Source organism: Streptomyces sp. SBT349, from assembly GCF_001083795.1.
Lineage (GTDB): Bacteria > Actinomycetota > Actinomycetes > Streptomycetales > Streptomycetaceae > Streptomyces.
Map to the genome: position 1 here is coordinate 17282 of NZ_LAVK01000018.1, position 20407 is coordinate 37688.

Here is a 20407-nt window from a genome sequence, read left to right on the forward strand (position 1 = left end):
ACCGCAGGAGCGACGTACACAGCCCCTTCGCGACGAGGAGTGCACGCATGAGCACCATGACCGAACTGTCCGGCGGCCCCTCCCTCCCCCAGCAGCGCAAGCTCGTCACCGAGATCCCCGGACCCGCCTCCAGGGAGCTGATGGCGCGCAAGCGGGCCGCCGTCGCCGACGGCATCGGGACCGTGATGCCCGTCTTCGCGGCGCGCGCCGGCGGCGGGATCGTGGAGGACGTCGACGGCAACAGCCTCATCGACTTCGGCTCCGGCATCGCCGTCACCTCCGTGGGCAACAGCGCGGAGGCGGTCGTGCGCCGCGCCTCGGCCCAGCTCGCGCGGCTCACCCACACCTGCGCGATGGTCACACCGTACGAGAGCTATGTCGAGGTCTGCGAGGAGCTGGCCAGGCTCACCCCCGGCGACCACGCCAAGAAGTCGATCCTGCTGAACTCCGGCGCCGAGGCCGTGGAGAACGCGGTGAAGATCGCCCGCTACCACACCAAGCGGCAGGCGGTCGTCGTCTTCGAGCACGGCTACCACGGCCGCACCAACCTCACCATGGCGCTGACCGCCAAGAGCATGCCCTACAAGCACGGCTTCGGCCCGTTCGCGCCGGAGATCTACCGGGTGCCGATGGCCTACCCGTACCGCTGGCCCACCGGCCCCGAGCGGTGCGCCGAGGAGGCGGCGGCGCAGGTGATCGACCAGATCAGCAAGCAGGTGGGCGCCACCGAGACCGCGGCGATCGTGGTCGAACCGGTGCTGGGCGAGGGCGGGTTCATCGTGCCGGCGCGGGGCTTCCTGCCGCGCATCGCCGCGTTCGCCGCCGAGCACGGCATCGTCCTGGTCGCCGACGAGATCCAGTCGGGCTTCTGCCGCACCGGCCAGTGGTTCGCCTGCGAGGACGAGGGCATCGTGCCCGACCTGATCACCACGGCCAAGGGCATCGCGGGCGGGCTGCCGCTCGCGGCGGTCACCGGGCGCGCGGAGATCATGGACGCGACGCACGTGGGCGGCCTGGGCGGCACCTACGGCGGGAACCCGGTGGCCTGCGCCGCCGCGCTCGGGTCGATCGAGACCATGCGCGAGCTCGACCTCGCGGCCAGGGCCCGGCGCATCGAGGAGGTCATGCGCCCGCGCCTGGAGGCCCTGGCCGCGGAGCACCCGCTGATCGGCGACGTGCGCGGGCGCGGCGCGATGCTCGCCGTCGAGATCGTCACGCCGGGCACCAAGGACCCCGACCCCCGGGCCACGGCCGCCGTCGCCGCGGCCTGCCACAGCGCGGGCCTGATCGTGCTGACCACCGGCACCTACGGGAACGTGCTGCGTTTCCTGCCGCCGCTGGTGATCGGCGAGGACCTGCTGGGCGAGGGCCTGGACATCGTCGGTGAGGCGCTGGCGAAGGTCTGAACGGGGGTCCGGGCGGGCGCCCGGCGTGCGGACGAACGCGCCTGTGACCACCATGGAGAAGCTGCGCGGATGTGATGCGGATCCGGCGGCGGGCGGGGACCGGCGGACCTGACCTGCCGTACCGTCGAGTTCGTCGCGAGAGCAGCCAGACTCCCGCACTCCTTCGGACCGGTACCGCCCGCCCCACACCCCCCGGGGCGTGCGGCCGTCCGCATGGCAGGCAGCGCAGGAACGACACGGCCCCGGAGCTCTCCCCCCCTGGCTCCGGGGCGGTCGTGCGCTCAGGGCCCGCAGGCGCGCCCCGGGCCCGGCTCCCTTCCGACGATCGCCGCCGCCTCGTGCATCGCCAGCTCCAGCACCGCCGTGTCGGTGAGCACGCCCGAGCCGTCGGGCGCGACCAGCCAGCGCACGCCGTTGGCCGTGCGCTGCGGGTGCGGCACCACGACCCAGCTGCCGCGGCCCGCCGCACGGACCCCGGTCCCCAGCCAGCGGCCCGCGGTGCCCGGCGGCACGAAGAAGCCGACCCTGGAGTTCCCGTGGTCCGCGAGCACCGGCCCCGGCCGGTCGATGACGCGCGTCAGCACGTCGAACGTCAGGTAGCCGAGCGTCCCGGGCAGGATCAGCACATCCCATATGCGGCCTGCCGGAAGCAGGGCCACCCCCATCGGGTGCCGCTCCCACTCCCAGCGGCAGGCGTCCGGTTCCGGTGCCGCCGACGCCAGCCACTCGATCGCCGATCTCATCGGGCCACGTGCGCTCATCGCGCTCCTCCTCAGACCCCGGCCCCCGCGCGGTGCCGGTCGGGTCGGAAGGAGAGAGGGCGGACGGCGCGGATCCTTACACCGCTTCGCCGGGATTTCCGCGCGTTGCGCGCGACGGGGTCCCGGCGGCCGTCCGGACGGTCAGGCGGGGATGTCCCCCGGGCCGCCGGGGGTGTCCTCCTCGCCGGGGCCACCGGGCCCGCCGGGCTCCTCGGGGGAGGGCCCGCCCTCCTCGCCCGCGTCCTCCAGGGCGAGGTCCCAGTAGGCGAACGCGTGGTCCTCGCCCGGCGAGAAGTCCACGGAGAGGTACGCGGGCCGGGCCTCGGGCAGGGCGACCCGATACCTGATCTCGCGGGAGTCGCCCGGAGCCAGCTCGCCCACGTCGTCGGTCTCGCGCAGCACGTCCCGGCCCTCGATCTCCTCGCCGTCCACGGCGGCGACGATCCCCGGGGAGCCCAGCCCCACGGTGTCCTCGCCCCCGTTGACGACCCGGACGGTCACCGAAGCGGCGCCCTCCCCGGCCATCGGGGAGGGCTCCTCGATGGTGACGGAGATCCCGTCCTCGTAGGTGACCTCCTCGCCCACCGCCGCCAGATAGTCGGCGCCCGCCTCCGACACCACCGGGGTGAGCGCGGCCGTCCAGACGAAGAAGACCACCGTGAGCACCGCGGAGACGGCCGTCGCGCCCGCGCCCGTCCACAGCCCGCCCAGCGCCACGCCGCGGTTGGTCGCCAGGCCCTGACCGGCCCTGACCAGACCGGCGATGCCGAAGAGCATCGCGAGCAGCCCGAGCACCAACCCGACGACGCTGAGCGCGAACGTCCAGCAGAACGCCGCCGCCGCGCCCGCCAGCACCAGCGACGCCATGCCCTGCCCGTTCCGCGGCACCACCGGCACCGGCACCTGCACCGGCGCCAGCGGGCCGGGCCCCCAGGGCGGCGGAACGGGTCCCGGCGGCGCGGCCTGCGGCGGTGCCGGCCAGCCGGCGTGCGGGTCAGCGGTCACATGCCCTCCCCAATCGTTGGCCATACCTTACGGCCGCTGCGGCGGCCTCCGGCCGCCTGCCTACGATGAGTCCGCACCGACTGCCTCCGGAGGGCCCGTTGACCAATCCGCCCGCTCCGACCGCTTCCACCGCTCGGACCGACCTCACCGCCTTCATCGCCGGACTGCCCAAGGCCGAGCTGCACGTGCACCACGTGGGCTCCGCCTCCCCGCGCATCGTCGCGGAGCTGGCCGCCCGGCACCCCGACTCCCCGGTGCCCAAGGACGAGGAAGCACTGGCCGAGTTCTTCACCTTCCGGGACTTCGCCCACTTCATCGAGGTCTACATCTCCGTCGTCGAGCTGATCCGCGACGCCGAGGACGTCCGGCTGCTCACCTACGAGGTGGCCCGCGACATGGCCCGGCAGAACATCCGCTACGCCGAGCTGACCGTCACGCCGCACACCTCGGTCAAGCGCGGCATCCCGGACGTCGCGTTCATGGAGGCCATCGAGGACGCCAGGACCGCCGCCGAGCGCGAGCTGGGCGTCGTGCTGCGCTGGTGCTTCGACATCCCCGGCGAGCTGGGCCTCCCGGCGGCCGAGGAGACCGCGCGGATGGCCTGCGACCTGCGGCCCGACGGGCTGGTCTCGTTCGGCCTCGGCGGGCCCGAGATCGGCTGGCCGCGCCCGCAGTTCAAGCCGTACTTCGACCGCGCCATCGCGGCCGGGCTGCACAGCGTTCCGCACGCCGGGGAGACCACGGGCCCCGGCACGGTGTGGGACGCGCTGCGGGACCTGCGGGCCGAGCGGATCGGGCACGGCACCAGCGCGGCCGAGGACCCCGAGCTGCTGGCACACCTGGCCGAACACGGCATCCCGCTGGAGGTCTGCCCGACCTCGAACGTCGCCACCAAGGCCGTTCCCTCGCTGGACGAGCACCCCATCCGCGAGATGGCCGCCGCCGGCGTGAAGGTCACGGTCAACACCGACGACCCGCCGATGTTCTCCACCGACCTCAACAACGAGTACGCCGTCGCCGCGCGGCTGCTCGGCCTGGACGCGGCCGGGGTGGCGGCGCTGGCGAAGAACGCGGTGGACGCCTCGTCCCTCGACGCGCCGGGCAGGGCGCGCCTGCGGGGCGAGATCGACGGCTACCTGGCCGCGTGGCGGGGGTGATCGCGGTCGCCCACCGCGGCGACCCCTATGTGGCGCGGGAGAACACCCTCGCCTCGTTCGTCTCGGCCATCGCGTCCGGCGCCGACGCCGTCGAACTCGACGTGCGCGCCACGGCGGACGGCGTGCCGGTGGTGATCCACGACGCCACGCTCAAACGGCTCTGGGGCAGCGAGGAGGCGGTCGCCGAGGTGACCGCGGCGCGGGTCGCGGAGCTGACGGGCGGCGGCGTGCCGACGCTCGCCGAGGCGCTGGCCGTCACCGCGCCCGTCCGCACGCTGATCGACCTGCCGGAGCGGCTGCCGGTCACGGCGCGGGCCGCGGTCGCGACGGTCCACGCCACGGGCGCCGAGGGGCGGGTGTACTACAGCGGGGACCCGGGCGCGCTGCGCGCGGTCCGCGCCGCCGACGCCGACGCGGAGATCGCGCTGACGTGGAAGAGGGCGTCCCGCCCCCGCGCCTCGCTGCTGGCCGAGGTGAGGCCCCGGTGGCTCAACTACCGCTTCGGCCTGGTCACCCGGGCCACGGTGGTGAGCGCCGAGGCCGAGGGCTACCGGGTGGCGGCCTGGACGGCCGACAGCCGCCGCTCCATGCGGCGGCTGATCGGCCTGGGCGTCACCGCCGTCACCACCAACCGGATCGCCGCCCTCCGCAAGGAGCTCGACCGCCGGGAGGCGGCGATCCCGGGCCGGCCCGGCTAGAGCGCCGTCATCACGTGCTTGACGCGCGTGTAGTCCTCCAGGCCGTAGGCGGAGAGGTCCTTGCCGTAGCCGGACTTCTTGAAGCCGCCGTGCGGCATCTCGCCGACCAGCGGGATGTGGGTGTTGAGCCAGACACAGCCGAAGTCCAGGGCCTTGGACATCCGCATCGCGCGGGAGTGGTCCCTGGTCCACACCGAGGAGGCGAGCCCGTAGTCCGTGCCGTTGGCCCAGGCGGTGGCCTCGGCCTCGTCGGCGAACCTCTGGACGGTGATCACCGGGCCGAAGACCTCCTGCTGGACGATCTCGTCGTCCTGGCGGCAGCCGGTGACCAGGGTGGGCGCGTAGAACCAGCCGCGCTCGCCCACCCGGTGGCCGCCGGTGACGACGGTGGCGTGGGCGGGCAGGCGCTCGACGAAGCCGGAGACCTTGGCGAAGTGGGTCGCGTTGTTCAACGGGCCGTAGAAGCAGTCGGGATCGGCGAGGTCGCCGGTCTTGACCTCCTCGGTGGCCTTGGCGAGGGCCGCGACGAACTCGTCGTGGACGGACTCGTGCACCAGCACGCGGGTCGCGGCCGTGCAGTCCTGGCCCGCGTTGAAGAAGCCCGCGTCCCTGATCGCCTCGGCCGCCGCCGGGATGTCGGCGTCCTCGAAGACCACGCAGGGCGCCTTGCCGCCCAGCTCCAGGTGGACCCGCTTGAGGTCCTTGGCCGCGCTGGCGGCCACCTCCAGGCCCGCGCGCACCGAGCCGGTGATGGAGGCCATGGCGGGGACCGGGTGCTCGACCATCAGGCGGCCGGTGTCCCGGTCGCCGCAGACCACGTTGAAGACGCCCGCGGGCAGGATCTCGCCGAGCAGTCCCGCGATGAACGCGGTGGAGGCGGGCGTGGTGTCGGACGGCTTGAGCACCACCGTGTTCCCCGCCGCGAGCGCCGGGGCGAACTTCCAGACCGCCATCATCACCGGGTAGTTCCACGGGGTGACCTGGGCGCAGACACCGATGGGCTCGCGCCGCACGAACGAGGTCATCCCGGCCATGTACTCGCCCGCCGACTTGCCCTCCAGCATGCGGGCGGCGCCGGCGAAGAACCGGATCTGCTCCAGCATCATCGGCAGCTCCTCCTGCCGGGTCAGCTCCAGCGGCTTGCCGGTGTTCTCGCACTCGACGGCCAGCAGCTCGTCCGCGTGGCGTTCGAAGGCGTCCGCGATCCTCAGCAGCGCCAGCTGCCTGGCCGCCGGCGTGGTGTCGCGCCAGGCGGGGAACGCGGCCGCCGCGGCGGCCATCGCGGCGTCGACGTCGGCGGCGCCGGACAGCGGCGCGGTGGCGTACGCGGCGGAGGTGGTGGGGTCCACCACCTCCATCGTCCGCCCGTCCGCGGCATCCCTGAACTCTCCGTCGATGTAATTCCGCCAGCGGCGTGGCTCGGCCGTCACGGCACCCTCCTGCCTTCCCTGTCCTGTCCGGGCCCCCCTACGGCTATGCAGCCTATGCCCCCACCTCGGTCACACAACACCGGCACGGACCACAGATCCGCCTCCCGACGCGGGATCGACACGCAAAAACCGCGCCGGAAGTCCCGTCGCAAGGGATATTTTCCGCCGCCCGGCGCCGCGAGTGCACCGTCCGGAGGATTCTTCGGACTACTCGCCGAGTCGCCGTGGGCGGTTGGCGGCACTGTGTCAGCGTGCCGAGGTGGCTGTGACCGTCTCCCCGGCCACCCGTCCACCCGGCCGGGGGAATCGAAGCGATACGAGCGGAGGTGCCGCAGACCATGGCCCCACCCGACAACGACGTGCTGTGGACACGCGATGTGCACTACGCCCACAACGGCTCTCCCGCCCTCCTCGGAGTCACCGTCGGCATCCGGCAGGGCGAGATCCTCGCCGTGACGGGACCGCGCGGCTGCGGCAAGACCACCCTGCTCGGCTGCCTCTCCGGCCAGCTGGTGCCCGCCAGCGGCGAGGTCTGGTTCAACAGCATGCCGGTGCACACCCTCACCCCCAACTCCCGCGAGCGGCTGCGCCGGGACCGTTTCGGCTGGGTCGGTGACAGCCCCCAGCTGGTGCCCGAGCTGACCGCCTGGGAGAACGCGGCGCTCCCGCTGCTGCTGGGCGGCGCCGTCCCCCGCAAGGCGCGGCGCACCGCCCTGGAGTGGCTGGAGCGGCTCGACGTCGGCGAGTGCGCGCGCAAGCGGCCCGCCGCGCTGCTCCAGTCCCAGCGCCAGCGCGTCGCGATCGCCCGCGCCCTGGTGCACCAGCCCGACGTGCTCTTCGCCGACGAGCCGACCGCGCCGCTGCACTGCGCCGACCGCGCGCAGGTGCTGCGCACCCTGACCACCGCGGGCCGCTCGCACAGCATCACCGTGGTGCTGGCCACCCACGACGCCGAGGTGGCCACGCTCGCGGACCGCACCGTCACGATCGTCGACGGCCGGGAGTCCGGCGCGACGGACCCGGCCGCATGCTCGCTCTCCGTCTAGCCCGCGGGTCGGCGCCCCTGGCCCTGCTCCGGCGGCTGCTGCTGGCCGGGGCCGCCGGCTGCGTGGGGTTCCTGCTGCTCGCCGCGCTCGCCCACGCCTCCGCCGACCCCTCGGGCGGCCGGGCCGCGGTGCTGCGCCTGGCCTGGTGCGCGGTGCCGCTGGCCGCGACCGTTCAGCTGGCCGTGGCGGTGGCCAGAGCCGACCCCGCCGCCCGGCCCCGCTCGGGGCTGTCCGCCGCCGGGATGGGCCCGGCCAGGCTGCCGACGCTCGCGGCCACATCGGCGGCGGTGGCGGGGCTGCTCGGCAGCGCGCTGGCGCTGGCCGTCTTCCTCCATCTGCGCGGCGACATCTCGGGGCTGCCCTTCGACGGCGCGGCGGCCGGGCCCCTGGCCGGAGGGCGGCCGCTGCCGCTGGGCGCCGCGCTGACCCTGCTGACGGTGGTGCCCGGGGTGGCGGCCCTGGCCAGCGCGCTCGCGGTCCGGCGCCCGATGCCGCCGCCCCGGCGGGACCTGGTACCGCCCGGCGACGCCACCGCCGCCCTCGCCATCGCCCGCGCCGGAGCCCCGACCCCGGCCCCGGCCGGGCTGCCCTGGGGCACCGCCCTGGCCACGGCGGGCATCGCGCTCGCCGCCTACGGCGGCGACGAGGCGCCGCCCGCGGCCGCGGACGGCTGGCTGCCGCTGCACGGCGTGCTGGGGGGTGTGGCCGCGGGCGTGGTGGGCGGCTGGCTGCTGATCGCCGCCGGGATCGTGCTGGCGGGCCCCGGGCTCGTGCACGTCTGCGGGCTGCTGCTGTGCGGCGGGCGCCCCGGCGTGATGCGGCTGCTCGCCGGGCGGACGCTCCAGGACGAGGCGCGCCGCCTCGGACGGCCGCTCGGGGCGCTGGCCGCCTCGGGCGCGGGCCTGCTGGGCGCGGTGGAGCTGGACGGGCTGCGGGAGTTCGGCCCCCTCGGCACCCTGGGCACGGGTGTGGTGCTGGTCTGCGCGGTGGGCACGGTGGCGACCGTGGCCGTCGAGGCGCGGGCCGAGCGCAGGTCGGCGATCGCCACGCTGCTGCGCCTCGGCGCCCCAAGGGGACTGCTGCGCGGCGCGGCGGCCCTGAGGGCGGCCACGCTGCTGGCGCTGGTGCTGCCGCTGACCTGGCTGACGGCGTTCCTGTTCACCCTGCCGGCCGGCCACTGAGCGAACGCGCCGCGCGGCGCCCGCCCGCGACGCGCACAGCGCGGCCCGGCCCCGGCGGGGAGGCACGGGGGCCGGGCCGCGGTGCGTCAGGCGGTCGGGGGAACGGCGCGTGGGGCGGCGCGGCCGGTCAGGGCAGGCCGATCAACGGCGGGAAGTCCGCCTCCGCGATCGCGCCGCGCTCCACCCTCACCACCGTCAGCGGCGCGCCGACCACGCCGCGCGGCAGGTCGGCGCGGACCAGGTAGACGCCGGGGTCGACGTGAGCGAAGCCGAACCACCCCGTGCCGTCGGCGCGTTGGGTGACCTCCTCGCCGCCGGGCCGCAGCGGCGTCAGGGTGACCTCGGCGCCGTCGAGCGCCGTGCCGTCCCGCAGGGCCAGCTCACCGGTGACATGGCCCTCGCCGGGGCGCGCCTTCCAGCCCATGGCCGGGACCTCGGCCTCCTCGGCGAACGGGGCGTCGGGGCCGGTGGTCAGCGCCTCGGCGAGCCGCCGACGTTCGGCGTCGGCCCCGTTGGCGGCGGAGTCCAGGCTCGGGCTGGCGTAGGAGTAGCCGCTCCAGCCCGTCGCGGTGTTCCCCGCCGGGGTCTCGGCGAGCGCCCGGTCCACCTGGCGGAGGCTGTCGTCGACCGAGTTGAGGTAGAGAGCGGGACCGTTGACCGCCTGGCGGTCGCCCTGGGCGTCGGCGAGGAACTCGGACCACTCCGCGAACATCCGCGCCTGGTCGGGCTGCCATTCCCGCTTGTAGTTCATGGTGACGACGGTGTCCATGATCCCCTCGTCCAGCCAGCCCGCCCAGTCCTGGAGGACCTCGGCGTAGGTGCGGGTGGACTCCCAGCCGCCGACGGACTGCGGCCCGAAGCCGTAGGTGATGGCGTCCATGGAGAGCCGGGCCGTCGGGTCGACCTCCCACAGGCCCAGGTAGACGCGGCGGACCAGGTTGGTCACCTGGTCGCGGCGCCAGTCGCCCCACTGCCCGTCGGCGGGCGCGGGCACGTCGGTGCGGCCGGTGGCCCGCTGGAAACGGGCCAGGGAGACCTCGTTGTACCCCCAGTCGCTGTGCGTGGTCTGGGCGCTGCCGTCGGGGTAGCGGATGTAGTCCAGGTTGATGCCGTCCACGTCGTACTCGCGGGCGATGCTCTGGATCCCCGCGACGATGTACTCCACGGCGGCGGGGTGGCCGGGGTCGATGTAGGCGTTGGCGCCGACGAGCTCGGTGCCGTCCGCCTTCCGGTTCAGCCAGCGCTCGGCGCCCTGGGCGGAGGGGCCGTGCTGGTTGAAGACGTGCTCGGGCGAGGTGGGCGCGGTGGCGCTGTTCCACATGGTGTTGACGTTGACCCAGGCGTGCACCTCCAGACCCGCGGCGTGGGCCTGGGCGATGACCTCGTCCAGCGGGTCGTAGGGCGCCGGGTCGATGGCCGCGTCGGTGCGGGGGTAGAGGGCCCGGTTGCAGAAGCAGTCGTAACGGCGGGCCGTCTGCACGATCAGGGCGTTGGCGTTGACGGCGAGCGCGTCGTCTATCAGCGCGGTGACCTGATCCGGCGTGTATATGCCCTCGTTGAAGGCGTCGACCCAGTAACTGCGCCACTGCTCGGGCGGGTTGCCTGCGTCCTGTGCCGCGGCGGGCCCGGCGGCCACGAGGCTGCCGCCGAGCAGGCCGAGGCAGGCGAGGAGGGCGGGCAGGATCCGTCTCATACGGGCTTCTCCCGGGGAGTTGGTGTGCGAGCCGACAATTTACTTCGCCGCCGTCCCCCCGCCTAGATGAAAACTTTCATCACTTCCACAATCCGCCGGGGCCGGTGGTCTCTCCGCCCCCGCCCGCCCCGCTTCGCGACGTCCCGCCATGCCGGCGCCCTCCGTCGTTCGCCCGCCCCGCGCGGCTTCTCATGGCGCGGGCGCCTCGCCGCGGGCACCGTGCCTCTGGCGTTCTCCGCCGCCGCGAGCCGGTCACGGTCGCGTTCAGGGCAGCGCGACGACCTCGTCCGCCGCGAACGCGACGCCGACCGTCTCCCCCTCGGCCGGGGCCTCGCGCAGCGGGCAGGCCGCCTCCAGCGCCGGGCCGCGCTCCGGGTCGAGCAGCAGCAGGACATGGTCCCCCCGGAAGGTCCGCGCGGTGACCCGCGCCGCCAGAGCGCCGCCGGTCCGCACCCCCGAGGGGCGGATCAGCAGGTGGCACGGCCCCGGCGGGGTCCCCGGCGCCACCGGCACCTCGCCCCAGGGGGTGTCGGCGAGGGGCTCGCCGCCGCGGACCGTGGCCTCGGCCAGGTTGCGGAAGCCGAGGAAACGGGCCACGAACGCGTCGGCGGGCCGCCTCCACACCTCCACCGGGCTGCCCACCTGCGCCACGCGGCCCTCGCGCATCACCACCACCCGGTCGGCGAGCGCGAACGCCTCCCCCTGGTCGTGGGTGACGGCCAGCACGGTGGTGCCCAGCGAGCGGAAGAGGCGGCGCAGCTCCACCGCCAGCCGCTCGCGCAGATCGCGGTCGAGCTGACCCAGCGGCTCGTCCAGCATCAGCAGCCGCGGCCGCGGGGCCAACGCCCGTGCGAGCGCGACCCGTTGCTGCTCCCCACCCGACAGCTCGGCGACGGCCCGGCGCTGGGCGCCCGGCAGCCCCACCAGGTCGAGGGACTCGGCCACGCGCCGCCCGGTCTCCTCGCGGCCCACCCGGCGCATCCGCAGGCCGAACGCGACGTTCCCGCCGACGTCCCGCTGCGGGAAGAGCTGGTGGTCCTGGAACATCAGCCCCAGACCCCTGCGGTGCACCGGCACGCCCGCCTGGTCGGCCCCGCCCAGCAGGACCGTTCCCGCGTCGAGGGGGGTGAGCCCGGCGACCACGCGCAGCAGCGTGGACTTGCCGCTGCCGCTCGGGCCGAGCAGGCAGACGGTCTCGTGCTCGGCCACGCCGAGGCCGACGGCGTCCAGCGCGGTGCGGTCGCCGTAGCGCACGGTCACGCCGGTCAGCTCCAGCAGGGACATCAGGCCACCCACTCACTGACGCGGGCCGGGCGGACGCTCTCCAGCAGGAGCAGGGTGAGCGCGCACACCAGCATGAGGATCGTGCTCAACGCCATCGCCTGCCCGTAGTTGAGCTCCCCCGCCCGGCCCAGCAGCCGGGCCACGGCCACCGGCAGCGTCGGGGAGTCGGGCCTGGCGATGAAGACGGTCGCGCCGAACTCGCCGAGCGAGACGGCGAACGCGAAGCCCGCCGCGACCAGCAGCGCCCGGCGGACCAGCGGCAGGTCGACCTCGCGCCATGCGCGCAGCGGCGAGGCGCCGAGCACCGCCGCGGCCTCCCGCAGCCGGTGGTCCACCGCCCGCAGCACGGGCAGCAGGATCCGCACCACGAACGGGACACCCACCAGGGCCTGGGCCAGCGGCACCAGGATCCACGAGGACCGCAGGTCCAGCGGCGGCTCGTCCAGGGCGATGAGGAAACCGAAGCCCACGGTGACCGCGGAGGTGCCGAGCGGCAGCATCAGCATCGCGTCGAAGCCGCGCGTGAACCGCCCCGCGCGCCGGGTCAGCGCCGCCGCCGCGAGGCCGCCGACGGCCAGGGCGATCGCGGTCGCGGCTGCGGCGTAGCGCAGCGAGTTGGCGATGGCCTCCCAGGGCGCCACCAGGAAGGTGCCGCCCTCCGCGGTGGCCAGCGCCCGGTAGTTGCCCAGGCCGTAGCCGCCGGGCCCGGACAGGGAGCGTTCGACCAGGACGGCGAGCGGCAGCAGGAGCAGCAGCGCGATCACCGCGAGCGTGAGCGCGAGCAGCGCCCACTGCGCGCGCCCGCGCGGCGGGTGCGCGGTGGACGCCGGATCGACCAGCGCGAGCGCCCCCTCGCGGCGGCGCGTGATCACCGCGTGCGCCCCCAGGAGGGCGGCCACCGCGACCAGTTGGAGCAGCGTGAGAACGGCGGCGGTCGGCAGGTCGAGGAGCTGGGCCGTCTGCCGGTATATCTCGGCCTCCAGCGTGGCGTACCGCGGGCCGCCCAGGATCTGGATCACGCCGAACGAGGTGAAGGTGAAGAGGAACACCAGCAGCGCGGCGGCGGCCACCGAGGGCGTGAGCGCGGGCAGCGTCACCCGCCGCCACGCGGCGAACCGGCCCGCGCCCAGCACCCGGGCGGCCTGCTCCTGCCGCGGGTCGAGCTGGGCCCACAGCCCGCCGACGGTGCGCACCACGATGGCGTAGTTGAAGAAGACATGCGCCAGCAGGATGGCCCACACGCCGGTGTCGAGGCGCACGCCCCACAGCTCGTCCAGCACGCCGCCGCGCCCCACCAGCGCGAGGAACGCGGCGCCCGTCACCACGGTCGGCAGCACGAACGGAACGGTCACAACGGCGTGCAGGACCCGTTTGCCCGGGAAGTCGAGCCGCGCGAAGACATAGGCGCCCGGCAGCGCGAAGGTCAGCGTCAGAGCGGTGGAGGCGGCCGCCTGCCACACCGTGAACCAGAGCACCTCCCCGGTGCCGGGCCCCGTCAGCGCCTCCCAGGCGCGCGAGAGCTGCCACACGCCGTCCTCGCGCAGGCCGCGCCCGGTGATCGCGGCCACCGGATAGGCGAAGAAGACCGCGAAGAACGCCAGCGGCACCGCCAGCAGCGCCAGTCGGCCGAGGGCCGCGCGCCTCATCTGACGACCAGCGAGGTCCACTCGTCGATCCACCGCTCCCTGCCCTCGGCGATCGCCTCCGGGTCCATGGTCAGCGGCTCGTCGATCGTCTCCCCGTACCGGGTGAACTCCTCGGGCAGTTCGACGCCCTCCCGCACCGGGTTCACGAACATCTGGAGCGGCAGGTCCTCCTGGAACGCGGCGGACAGCAGGAAGTCGAGGAACGCCTTGCCGCCCTCGGGGTTGGCCGCCCCGTCCAGCAGCCCGGCGAACTCGATCTGCCGGAAGCAGGTGCCGGTGGACACGCCCGTCGGCGCCTCCTCGGGCCGCTCCTCGCCGCCGTACACCACGCCGGCGGGCGGGCTCGACGCGTAGGAGACGACCAGCGGCCTGTCGCCGTCGCCCGCTCCGGAGAAGCGCTCGTTGTACGCCTGCTCCCAGCCGTCCACGACCTCGACGCCGTTGTCCGCGAGCCGCTCCCAGTAGTCCCGCCAGCCGTCCTCGCCGTAGGCGGCGACGGTGCCGAGGAGGAAGCCGAGGCCGGGCGAGGAGGTGGCCGCGTTCTCCACGACCAGCAGGTCCCGGTAGGCGGGATCGGCCAGTTCCTCGAACGTCCGGGGCGGCTCCAGGTCCCGTTCGGCGAAGTACGCCCGGTCGTAGTTGACGCAGATGTCGCCGGTGTCCACCGGGGTCACCCGGTCCTCGCCCGCGTCCAGGTGGTACGCCTCCGGCACCTGGTCGAGCCCCTCGGCGGGGTGCGGGACGAAGATCCCCGCGTCCAGGGCGCGCGAGAGCAGGGTGTTGTCCACGCCGAACAGCACGTCGCCCTGCGGGTTGTCCTTCGAGAGCACCGCCTGGTTGACCACCACCCCGGCGTCGCCCGCGCGCAGCACCTCGACCGTGTAGCCGGTCTCCTCGGTGAAGCGCGCGAGCACGTCGTCCGAGACCAGGAACGAGTCGTGGGTGACCACGGTGACCGTGTCGCCCCCGCCGGACTCCGCGTCGCCGTCGTCGCCGTTACCGCAGGCGGCCAGCGTGGAGAGGGCGAGGCAGAGGGGCAGGGTGAGTATGACGGTGCGCTTCATCGTGTCGCTTTCGTGACATGGACGCACACGGGCAGCACCAGAGAGATCCGAACTTCCTACCCAGCATGACCTGGGCGAGGTTCGAGGGTCTGCGGCCGGTGCCGCACTCTCAGCGCTGCGAGCGCTCCCCTGTCGGAATGTGTGACGGTTGTACCGCACACCCTAGCAGGGGAGCCACGACGTCCCCTACACGCGCTCCGCGGCCGCGAGTTGACCGCAGGCGCCGTCGATCTCCTGGCCCCTGGTGTCCCGAACGGTCACCGGCACGCCGTGCGCCTGGAGACCGGCGACGAAGGCCCGTTCGTCCTCGGGGCGCGAGGCGGTCCACCGCGAGCCCGGGGTCGGGTTGAGCGGGATCAGGTTCACGTGCGCGCCACGGCCCTTGAGGAGGCGGCCGAGCAGATCGGCGCGCCACGCCTGGTCGTTGATGTCCCTGATCAGCGCGTACTCGATGGAGATCCGGCGGCCGGACTTCTCCGCGTACGCCCACGCCGCGTCCAGCACCTCCCGCACCTTCCACCGGGTGTTGACGGGCACCAGGGTGTCACGCAGCTCGTCGTCGGGCGCGTGGAGGGAGACCGCGAGGCGGCAGGTGAACCCCTCGTCGGCGAACCGGAGCATCGCGGGCACGAGACCCACGGTGGAGACGGTGATGCCGCGCTGGGAGAGCCCCGCCCCGTCGGGGTCCCCGTCGGTGAGCCGGCGGATGGCGCCCGTGACGCGCCGGTAGTTGGCCAGCGGCTCGCCCATGCCCATGAAGACGATGTTGGACAGCCGCGCCGGGCCGCCCTCGGGGGAAGCGCCCCCGGGCACCTCGCCGTCGCGCAGGGCGCGCATGCCGTCCACGATCTGGTGCACGATCTCGGCGGTGGAGAGATTGCGGTCGAGCCCGGCCTGCCCCGTGGCGCAGAACGGGCAGTTCATCCCGCAGCCGGCCTGTGAGGAGACGCACATCGTCACCCGGTCCGGGTACCGCATCAGCACCGACTCGACCAGCGTCCCGTCGCCGAGGCGCCACAGCGTCTTGCGCGTCGCGCCGTCGTCACAGCTCAGATGCCGGACGACCGTCATCAGCCGGGGCAGCAGCGCGCCCGCCAGCCGCTCGCGGGCGGCGGCGGGGACGTCCGTCCAGTCGGCCGGGTCGTCCGTCAGGCGGGTGAAGTAGTGGCGCGACAGCTGCCGGGCGCGGAACGGCTTCTCGCCGAGCTCGGCCACCGCGTCGCGGCGCTCGGCGGGGGTGAGGTCGGCAAGGTGCCGCGGGGGCTTGACGGCCCCGCGCGGCGCGACGAAGGTCAGCTCTCCTGGTGCAGGCATGGTGCAGCCAGTGTCGCAGATCCCGTGGCTAGCCCGCGCCCACGAAGGCGAGCAGCAGCAGCCACACGACGGGGGCGGTGGGCAGCAGCGAGTCCAGCCGGTCCATGACCCCGCCGTGTCCCGGCAGCAGCGTGCCCATGTCCTTGATGCCCAGGTCCCGTTTGATCATGGACTCGCCCAGGTCGCCCAGGGTCGCGCTGACGGCCACGCCGAGGCCCAGCACGAGCCCCTCCCACCAGGTGCCGCCGTCGATGAGGAACTGCATGCACAGCGCGCCCGCGACCATGGCGAACAGCACGGCCCCCGCGAGCCCTTCGCGGGTCTTGCCAGGGCTGATGCGGGGGGCCAGCTTGCGGCGGCCGAGCCGCCAGCCGACCGCGTAGGCGCCGGTGTCGCTGACCACGGTCAGCACCAGGAAGGTGAGCACCCGCCAGTGGCCGTCGTCGGCGGCGAGCATCAGCGCCACGAAGGTCGCGAGGAAGGGGACGTAGAAGGCGGCGAAGACGCCGGCCGTGATGTCCCGCAGGTAGTTCTCCGGAGGGCGGGCCATGCGCCAGACCAGCACGGCCAGGGCGGTGAACGCCATGGCCACCCACACGCCCTCGGGCCCGTCCAGATAGCCGGCCAGCACCGTGGCGACGCCGCCCACCACGAGCGGCGGCAGCGGCACCCGGATCCGCTTGCGCTCCGCCAGCCGCGCGGAGAGCTCCCACACCCCCACGACGACGGCCACCATTATGACGCCGAGGAACGCCGGCTTGTAGACGAACAACGAGGCCAGGACCACGGCCCCGAGGCCGAGGCCGACCCCCACGGCGGCGCGCAGGTTCCGGCCGGCACGCTTCCTGGGCTGCCGCCCCGCGCTCTCCTGGCGGCGCTCCGGCTCCCCGCCGCCGGGGGCGGGCACGATCGACATAGGGCGAGTCTGCGCCGCCGGCCCGGAATCGCGTACGGGACCCGCCGGGCCGGCGGGTGGCCGCTCGGACGACCCGACATACCCGGCGACCGGGGGCAGCCCCCAGGATGAGTCATTCACAGGTGAAGGCGTCTTTCCGGTCTCTCCGCATCAGACTTCGAGCAGCTCGGCTTCCTTGTGCTTCAGCAGCTCGTCCACCTGGGCAACGTACTTGGAGGTGGTGTCGTCGAGCTCCTTCTCGCCGCGCCGGCCCTCGTCCTCGCCGACATCGCCGTCCTTGATGGCCTTGTCCATGATCTCCTTGGCCTTCCTGCGGACGCCGCGGATCGAGATCTTGGCGTCCTCGCCCTTGGTCTTGGCCACCTTGATGAACTCGCGGCGGCGCTCCTCGGTGAGCTCCGGGAAGACCACGCGGATGATGTGGCCGTCGTTGGTCGGGTTGACCCCGAGGTCGGAGTCGCGGATGGCCTGCTCGATGTTGCGCAGCGAACTCTTGTCGAAGGGGGTCACCACGGCCATGCGGGCCTCGGGCACGGAGAACGAGGCCAGCTGGTTGATCGGGGTCATGGTGCCGTAGTACTCGGCGACGATCTTGTTGAACATCGCCGGGTGCGCACGGCCGGTCCTGATCGCCGCCAGATCGTCCTTGGCGACCACGACCGCCTTCTCCATCTTCTCCTCAGCTTCGAGGAGGGCTTCTTCGATCACCATGTGCTCCTGGTCGGATAGGGGTGAGGGGAATGGTGCGGGGCGCCCGCGGCTTCAGGCCCGCCGTCCCTGGCTGTTGACGAGTGTGCCGATCTTCTCACCCTTTACCGCGCGGGCGATATTGCCCTCCGCGAGCAGTTCGAAGACGAGGATCGGCAGTTTGTTGTCCCGGCACAGGGTGATCGCGGTGGAATCGGCCACCTTGAGGTCGCGCGTGATGACCTCGCCGTAGTCCAGCGCATCGAACTTCACCGCGTCGGCGTTCTTCTTGGGGTCGGAGTCGTAGACGCCGTCGACCCCGTTCTTGCCCATCAGCAACGCCTCCGCGTCGATCTCCAGGGCCCGCTGCGCGGCGGTGGTGTCGGTGGAGAAGTAGGGCATGCCCATGCCCGCGCCGAAGATGACGACGCGGCCCTTCTCCAAGTGGCGCACCGCCCGCAGCGGAATGTAGGGCTCGGCGACCTGGCCCATGGTGATGGCGGTCTGGACCCGGGAGTCGATGCCCTCCTTCTCCATGAAGTCCTGAAGGGCAAGGCAGTTCATGACGGTGCCCAGCATGCCCATGTAGTCGGAGCGGGCCCGGTCCATGCCGCGCTGCTGCAGTTCGGCGCCGCGGAAGAAGTTCCCTCCGCCGATCACCACGGCGATCTGGGCGCCGTCCCGCACCACCGCGGCGATCTCGCGCGCCATCTTGTGCACGACATCGGGATCGACACCGAGCCCGCCGCCGCCCGCGAAGGCTTCTCCCGACAGCTTCAGCAGGAAACGCCGGGGTTTGTCGTCCTGGTTCATGGAACTCTCCTCGTGCACACACACCAAGGAGGCCACTGCCAGTGGATCCATGCGGTTCCCCTGCTGGGCAATGGCCTCCTCGTCACAACTGCGGTCGCTCCGGCCGTGTGCTGCTCAGGCCGGACGGCCTTCCGCCCGACAATAGCCGGGTAACGTCCGTTCCGCCGCCGAAGGCGCGACGGCGCGGTGCACCCGCCGTGGTCAGGCTCCCACGCGGAAGCGGGCGAAGCGCTTCAGCGTGACGCCGGCCTCGGTGAGCACCTTCTGCACGGTCTTCTTGTTGTCCTTGGCGAAGGGCTGGTCGAGAAGGACGTTCTCCTTGTAGAAGCCGGTGACCCGGCCCTCCACGATCCTGGAGAGCGCGGCCTCCGGCTTGCCCTCCTCGCGCGCGGTCGCCTCGGCGATACGGCGCTCGCTCTCCACCACGTCGGCCGGGACGTCCTCACGGGTGAGGAACTTCGGCGCGAACGCCGCGATGTGCTGCGCCACGTCCTTGGCCACCGTCGCGTTCTCCTCGGCCAGCTCCACCAGAACGCCGACCTGCGGAGGCAGGTCGGGGCTCGTGCGGTGCAGGTAGGAGGCCACGAAGGCACCGGAGTAGTGGGCGTAGCGGTCCAGGACGATCTTCTCGCCCAGGCTCGCGTTGGCCTCGTCCACGTAGTCCTTCACGGACTTGCCGGGCTGGATCTCCGAGGCCAGCAACGCGGCGAGGTCGCCGGGCGCGGTCGCGAAGACGTGGTCGGCGATGGTCTGGGCGACCGCCTGGAACGTGTCGCCCTTGGCCACGAAGTCCGTCTCGCACTTCAGCTCGACCAGCGCGCCCGAGGCACGGTCGTCGGCGATCAGCGAGATGACGGCGCCGTTCTCCGCGGTGCGGCTCTCCCGCTTGGCCACGCCCTTCTGGCCCTTGACGCGGAGAAGCTCGACGGCCTTGCCCACGTCCCCCTCGGACTCGTCGAGCGCCTTCTTGCAGTCCATCATGCCGGCGCCGGTCAGCTCCCTGAGCTTCTTGACGTCGGCGGCGGTGAAGTTCGCCATGGTTACGTGATTCTCTTCCGGATGTCGTCGTTCGGGGACGGCTGGCTCAGCTCTGCTCGGCGGGCGTCTCGGCGGCAGGCGCGGCCGGGACCTCGGCGGCGGGGGCCTCGGCAGCGGGAGCTTCGGCGGGCGCCTCGGCGGGAGCTTCGGCGGCGGGGGTCTCGGCAGCAGGCGCCTCGGCGGGGGCTTCGGCGGCGGGCGCCTCGGCGGCGGGGGCCTGGGGCTCCTGCTCCTCGGCGGGCTTCTCCTCGGCCTTGGCCTCCGCGCCCTGGAGCAGCTCGCGCTCCCACTCCGGCAGCGGCTCGCCGGCCGGCTTCTCGCCGCCCTTGGCCTCGGCGGCACCGGAGCGGGCGATGAGGCCCTCGGCGACGCCGTCGGCGATCACGCGGGTGAGCAGCGTGACCGAGCGGATCGCGTCGTCGTTGCCCGGGATCTTGTAGTCGACCTCGTCCGGGTCGCAGTTGGTGTCGAGGATCGCGACGACCGGGATGTTGAGCTTGCGGGCCTCGCCGACGGCGATGTGCTCCTTCTTGGTGTCCACGATCCAGACGGCGCTCGGCACCTTCTGCATGTCGCGGATACCGCCCAGGGTCTTCTCCAGCTTGGCCTTCTCGCGGGAGAGGACGAGCAGCTCCTTCTTCGTGAGGCCCGAGGCCGCCACGTCGTCGAAGTCGATCTGCTCCAGCTCCTTGAGACGCTGGAGCCTCTTGTGCACCGTCGAGAAGTTGGTGAGCATGCCGCCGAGCCAGCGCTGGTTGACATAGGGCATGCCGACCCGGGCCGCCTGCTCGGCGATGGCCTGCTGAGCCTGCTTCTTGGTGCCGACGAACATGACGGTCCCGCCGTGCGCGACGGTCTCCCTGACGAACTCGTAGGCGCGGTCGATGTACGACAGCGACTGGAGCAGGTCGATGATGTAGATGCCATTGCGCTCGGTGAAGATGAACCGCTTCATCTTCGGGTTCCAGCGGCGGGTCTGGTGCCCGAAGTGGACACCGCTCTCCAGCAGCTCCCGCATCGTGACGACGGCCATGGCCGTTCTCCTTGTGACGCTCGGTTGTCGGCGCCGCCCGGCTGGCCGGCGCCCCTGACACCCCTGCGCGCCCGCTGAGGAACCGCCTGGGATCAGGCCGCTCCGCAGACCGAGAGACGCGGCCACCGAAACGCCACGGCCGGACCGGAAGCGCCGAAGTGGCGGGGCATGCGAGGTCGATCCGGGACCCCGGATCGCCACCAGAAGTGTACGGGACCGGAACATCCCCGGGCGA

At 73.4% G+C, this 20407-nt stretch carries 18 protein-coding genes and 1 riboswitch; of the genes, 5 read left to right on the top strand and 13 right to left on the bottom strand.

Annotated features, from left to right (window positions below; all coding sequences use genetic code 11):
- The first annotated feature begins 47 nt into the window (after positions 1–47).
- Entirely contained in the window at positions 48–1406 is a 1359-nt protein-coding gene (gene gabT / locus ADY01_RS04090; RefSeq protein WP_049565483.1) for a 4-aminobutyrate--2-oxoglutarate transaminase, read from the top strand.
- 281 nt (positions 1407–1687) lie between these two features.
- Here gabT and ADY01_RS04095 read toward each other — a convergent pair whose 3' ends face one another.
- On the bottom strand, positions 1688–2167 hold the full coding sequence (locus tag ADY01_RS04095) for a hypothetical protein (protein ID WP_049565491.1): 480 nt from the start codon (positions 2165–2167) through the stop codon (positions 1688–1690).
- A 141-nt stretch (positions 2168–2308) separates the two neighbouring features.
- A complete protein-coding gene (locus ADY01_RS04100) occupies positions 2309–3172 on the bottom strand; it encodes a hypothetical protein (RefSeq protein WP_049565493.1) in 864 nt (287 codons plus the stop codon).
- A 65-nt stretch (positions 3173–3237) separates the two neighbouring features.
- Between ADY01_RS04100 and ADY01_RS04105 the strand changes: the two genes are divergently transcribed.
- Entirely contained in the window at positions 3238–4329 is a 1092-nt protein-coding gene (locus ADY01_RS04105; RefSeq protein ID WP_078899976.1) for an adenosine deaminase, read from the top strand.
- Positions 4317–5027 carry a glycerophosphodiester phosphodiesterase gene (locus ADY01_RS04110; RefSeq protein WP_049565497.1) on the top strand — a complete coding sequence of 237 codons (711 nt, stop codon included), beginning with the start codon at positions 4317–4319 and terminating at the stop codon, positions 5025–5027. The genes ADY01_RS04105 and ADY01_RS04110 overlap by 13 nt, the downstream gene beginning before the upstream one ends.
- On the opposite strand, the gene ADY01_RS04115 is transcribed toward ADY01_RS04110, so the two are convergent.
- The gene (locus tag ADY01_RS04115; RefSeq protein ID WP_049565499.1) at positions 5024–6457 is read right to left on the bottom strand and encodes a gamma-aminobutyraldehyde dehydrogenase; all 1434 of its coding nucleotides are present in this window, start codon (positions 6455–6457) and stop codon (positions 5024–5026) included. The two genes, ADY01_RS04110 and ADY01_RS04115, sit on opposite strands and share 4 nt — an antisense overlap.
- A 338-nt stretch (positions 6458–6795) precedes the next feature.
- Here ADY01_RS04115 and ADY01_RS04120 point away from each other — a divergent pair, with 338 nt between their 5' ends.
- Complete coding sequence (locus ADY01_RS04120) at positions 6796–7503, top strand: ABC transporter ATP-binding protein (protein ID WP_049565538.1); 708 nt, start codon at positions 6796–6798, stop codon at positions 7501–7503.
- Positions 7485–8684, top strand: a complete 1200-nt coding sequence (locus ADY01_RS04125) for a hypothetical protein (RefSeq protein ID WP_049565501.1) — start codon at positions 7485–7487, stop codon at positions 8682–8684. Before ADY01_RS04120 ends, ADY01_RS04125 begins: the two co-directional genes overlap by 19 nt.
- Positions 8685–8811: 127 nt before the next feature.
- On the opposite strand, the gene ADY01_RS04130 is transcribed toward ADY01_RS04125, so the two are convergent.
- The 10 genes from ADY01_RS04130 to rpsB all read right to left on the bottom strand — a co-directional run bounded on the left by ADY01_RS04130 (position 8812) and on the right by rpsB (position 20172).
- Positions 8812–10377 carry a family 10 glycosylhydrolase gene (locus ADY01_RS04130; protein WP_049565505.1) on the bottom strand — a complete coding sequence of 522 codons (1566 nt, stop codon included), beginning with the start codon at positions 10375–10377 and terminating at the stop codon, positions 8812–8814.
- 264 nt (positions 10378–10641) lie between these two features.
- The gene (locus ADY01_RS04135) at positions 10642–11661 is read right to left on the bottom strand and encodes an ABC transporter ATP-binding protein (protein WP_107081627.1); all 1020 of its coding nucleotides are present in this window, start codon (positions 11659–11661) and stop codon (positions 10642–10644) included.
- On the bottom strand, positions 11661–13307 hold the full coding sequence (locus ADY01_RS04140; RefSeq protein ID WP_049565507.1) for an ABC transporter permease: 1647 nt from the start codon (positions 13305–13307) through the stop codon (positions 11661–11663). The genes ADY01_RS04135 and ADY01_RS04140 overlap by 1 nt, the downstream gene beginning before the upstream one ends.
- Positions 13304–14371 (bottom strand): thiamine ABC transporter substrate-binding protein, encoded by a 1068-nt coding sequence (locus ADY01_RS04145; protein WP_049565510.1) that lies wholly within the window; start codon positions 14369–14371, stop codon positions 13304–13306. Before ADY01_RS04145 ends, ADY01_RS04140 begins: the two co-directional genes overlap by 4 nt.
- A gap of 35 nt (positions 14372–14406) precedes the next feature.
- A riboswitch (TPP riboswitch) is annotated at positions 14407–14512 on the bottom strand.
- A gap of 45 nt (positions 14513–14557) precedes the next feature.
- Complete coding sequence (gene rlmN, locus ADY01_RS04150; RefSeq protein WP_049565514.1) at positions 14558–15685, bottom strand: 23S rRNA (adenine(2503)-C(2))-methyltransferase RlmN; 1128 nt, start codon at positions 15683–15685, stop codon at positions 14558–14560.
- Positions 15686–15713: 28 nt separating this feature from the next.
- Entirely contained in the window at positions 15714–16721 is a 1008-nt protein-coding gene (locus ADY01_RS04155; protein ID WP_078899977.1) for a phosphatidate cytidylyltransferase, read from the bottom strand.
- Between the two features lie 30 nt (positions 16722–16751).
- Positions 16752–17309: a ribosome recycling factor gene (frr, locus tag ADY01_RS04160; RefSeq protein ID WP_049565547.1), complete on the bottom strand. Its 558-nt coding sequence runs from the start codon at positions 17307–17309 to the stop codon at positions 16752–16754.
- 54 nt (positions 17310–17363) lie between these two features.
- The gene (gene pyrH / locus ADY01_RS04165; RefSeq protein ID WP_049565516.1) at positions 17364–18101 is read right to left on the bottom strand and encodes a UMP kinase; all 738 of its coding nucleotides are present in this window, start codon (positions 18099–18101) and stop codon (positions 17364–17366) included.
- Between the two features lie 201 nt (positions 18102–18302).
- Complete coding sequence (tsf, locus tag ADY01_RS04170; protein WP_049565518.1) at positions 18303–19139, bottom strand: translation elongation factor Ts; 837 nt, start codon at positions 19137–19139, stop codon at positions 18303–18305.
- Positions 19140–19185: 46 nt separating this feature from the next.
- Positions 19186–20172 carry a 30S ribosomal protein S2 gene (rpsB, locus tag ADY01_RS04175; protein WP_049565520.1) on the bottom strand — a complete coding sequence of 329 codons (987 nt, stop codon included), beginning with the start codon at positions 20170–20172 and terminating at the stop codon, positions 19186–19188.
- Positions 20173–20407: the final 235 nt, after the last annotated feature.

What these genes read in the sequence shown, in the direction of transcription:
- ADY01_RS04120 (WP_049565538.1), top strand. Translation starts at nt 6,796, where the DNA reads ATGGCCCCACCCGACAACGACGTGCTGTGGACACGCGATGTGCACTAC.
- tsf (WP_049565518.1), bottom strand. Translation starts at nt 19,139, where the DNA reads ATGGCGAACTTCACCGCCGCCGACGTCAAGAAGCTCAGGGAGCTGACC.
- pyrH (WP_049565516.1), bottom strand. Translation starts at nt 18,101, where the DNA reads ATGAACCAGGACGACAAACCCCGGCGTTTCCTGCTGAAGCTGTCGGGA.
- ADY01_RS04105 (WP_078899976.1), top strand. Translation starts at nt 3,238, where the DNA reads ATGAGTCCGCACCGACTGCCTCCGGAGGGCCCGTTGACCAATCCGCCC.
- rlmN (WP_049565514.1), bottom strand. Translation starts at nt 15,685, where the DNA reads ATGCCTGCACCAGGAGAGCTGACCTTCGTCGCGCCGCGCGGGGCCGTC.
- gabT (WP_049565483.1), top strand. Translation starts at nt 48, where the DNA reads ATGAGCACCATGACCGAACTGTCCGGCGGCCCCTCCCTCCCCCAGCAG.
- ADY01_RS04095 (WP_049565491.1), bottom strand. Translation starts at nt 2,167, where the DNA reads ATGAGCGCACGTGGCCCGATGAGATCGGCGATCGAGTGGCTGGCGTCG.
- ADY01_RS04140 (WP_049565507.1), bottom strand. Translation starts at nt 13,307, where the DNA reads ATGAGGCGCGCGGCCCTCGGCCGACTGGCGCTGCTGGCGGTGCCGCTG.
- ADY01_RS04130 (WP_049565505.1), bottom strand. Translation starts at nt 10,377, where the DNA reads ATGAGACGGATCCTGCCCGCCCTCCTCGCCTGCCTCGGCCTGCTCGGC.
- rpsB (WP_049565520.1), bottom strand. Translation starts at nt 20,172, where the DNA reads ATGGCCGTCGTCACGATGCGGGAGCTGCTGGAGAGCGGTGTCCACTTC.
- ADY01_RS04145 (WP_049565510.1), bottom strand. Translation starts at nt 14,371, where the DNA reads ATGAAGCGCACCGTCATACTCACCCTGCCCCTCTGCCTCGCCCTCTCC.
- ADY01_RS04135 (WP_107081627.1), bottom strand. Translation starts at nt 11,661, where the DNA reads ATGTCCCTGCTGGAGCTGACCGGCGTGACCGTGCGCTACGGCGACCGC.
- ADY01_RS04125 (WP_049565501.1), top strand. Translation starts at nt 7,485, where the DNA reads ATGCTCGCTCTCCGTCTAGCCCGCGGGTCGGCGCCCCTGGCCCTGCTC.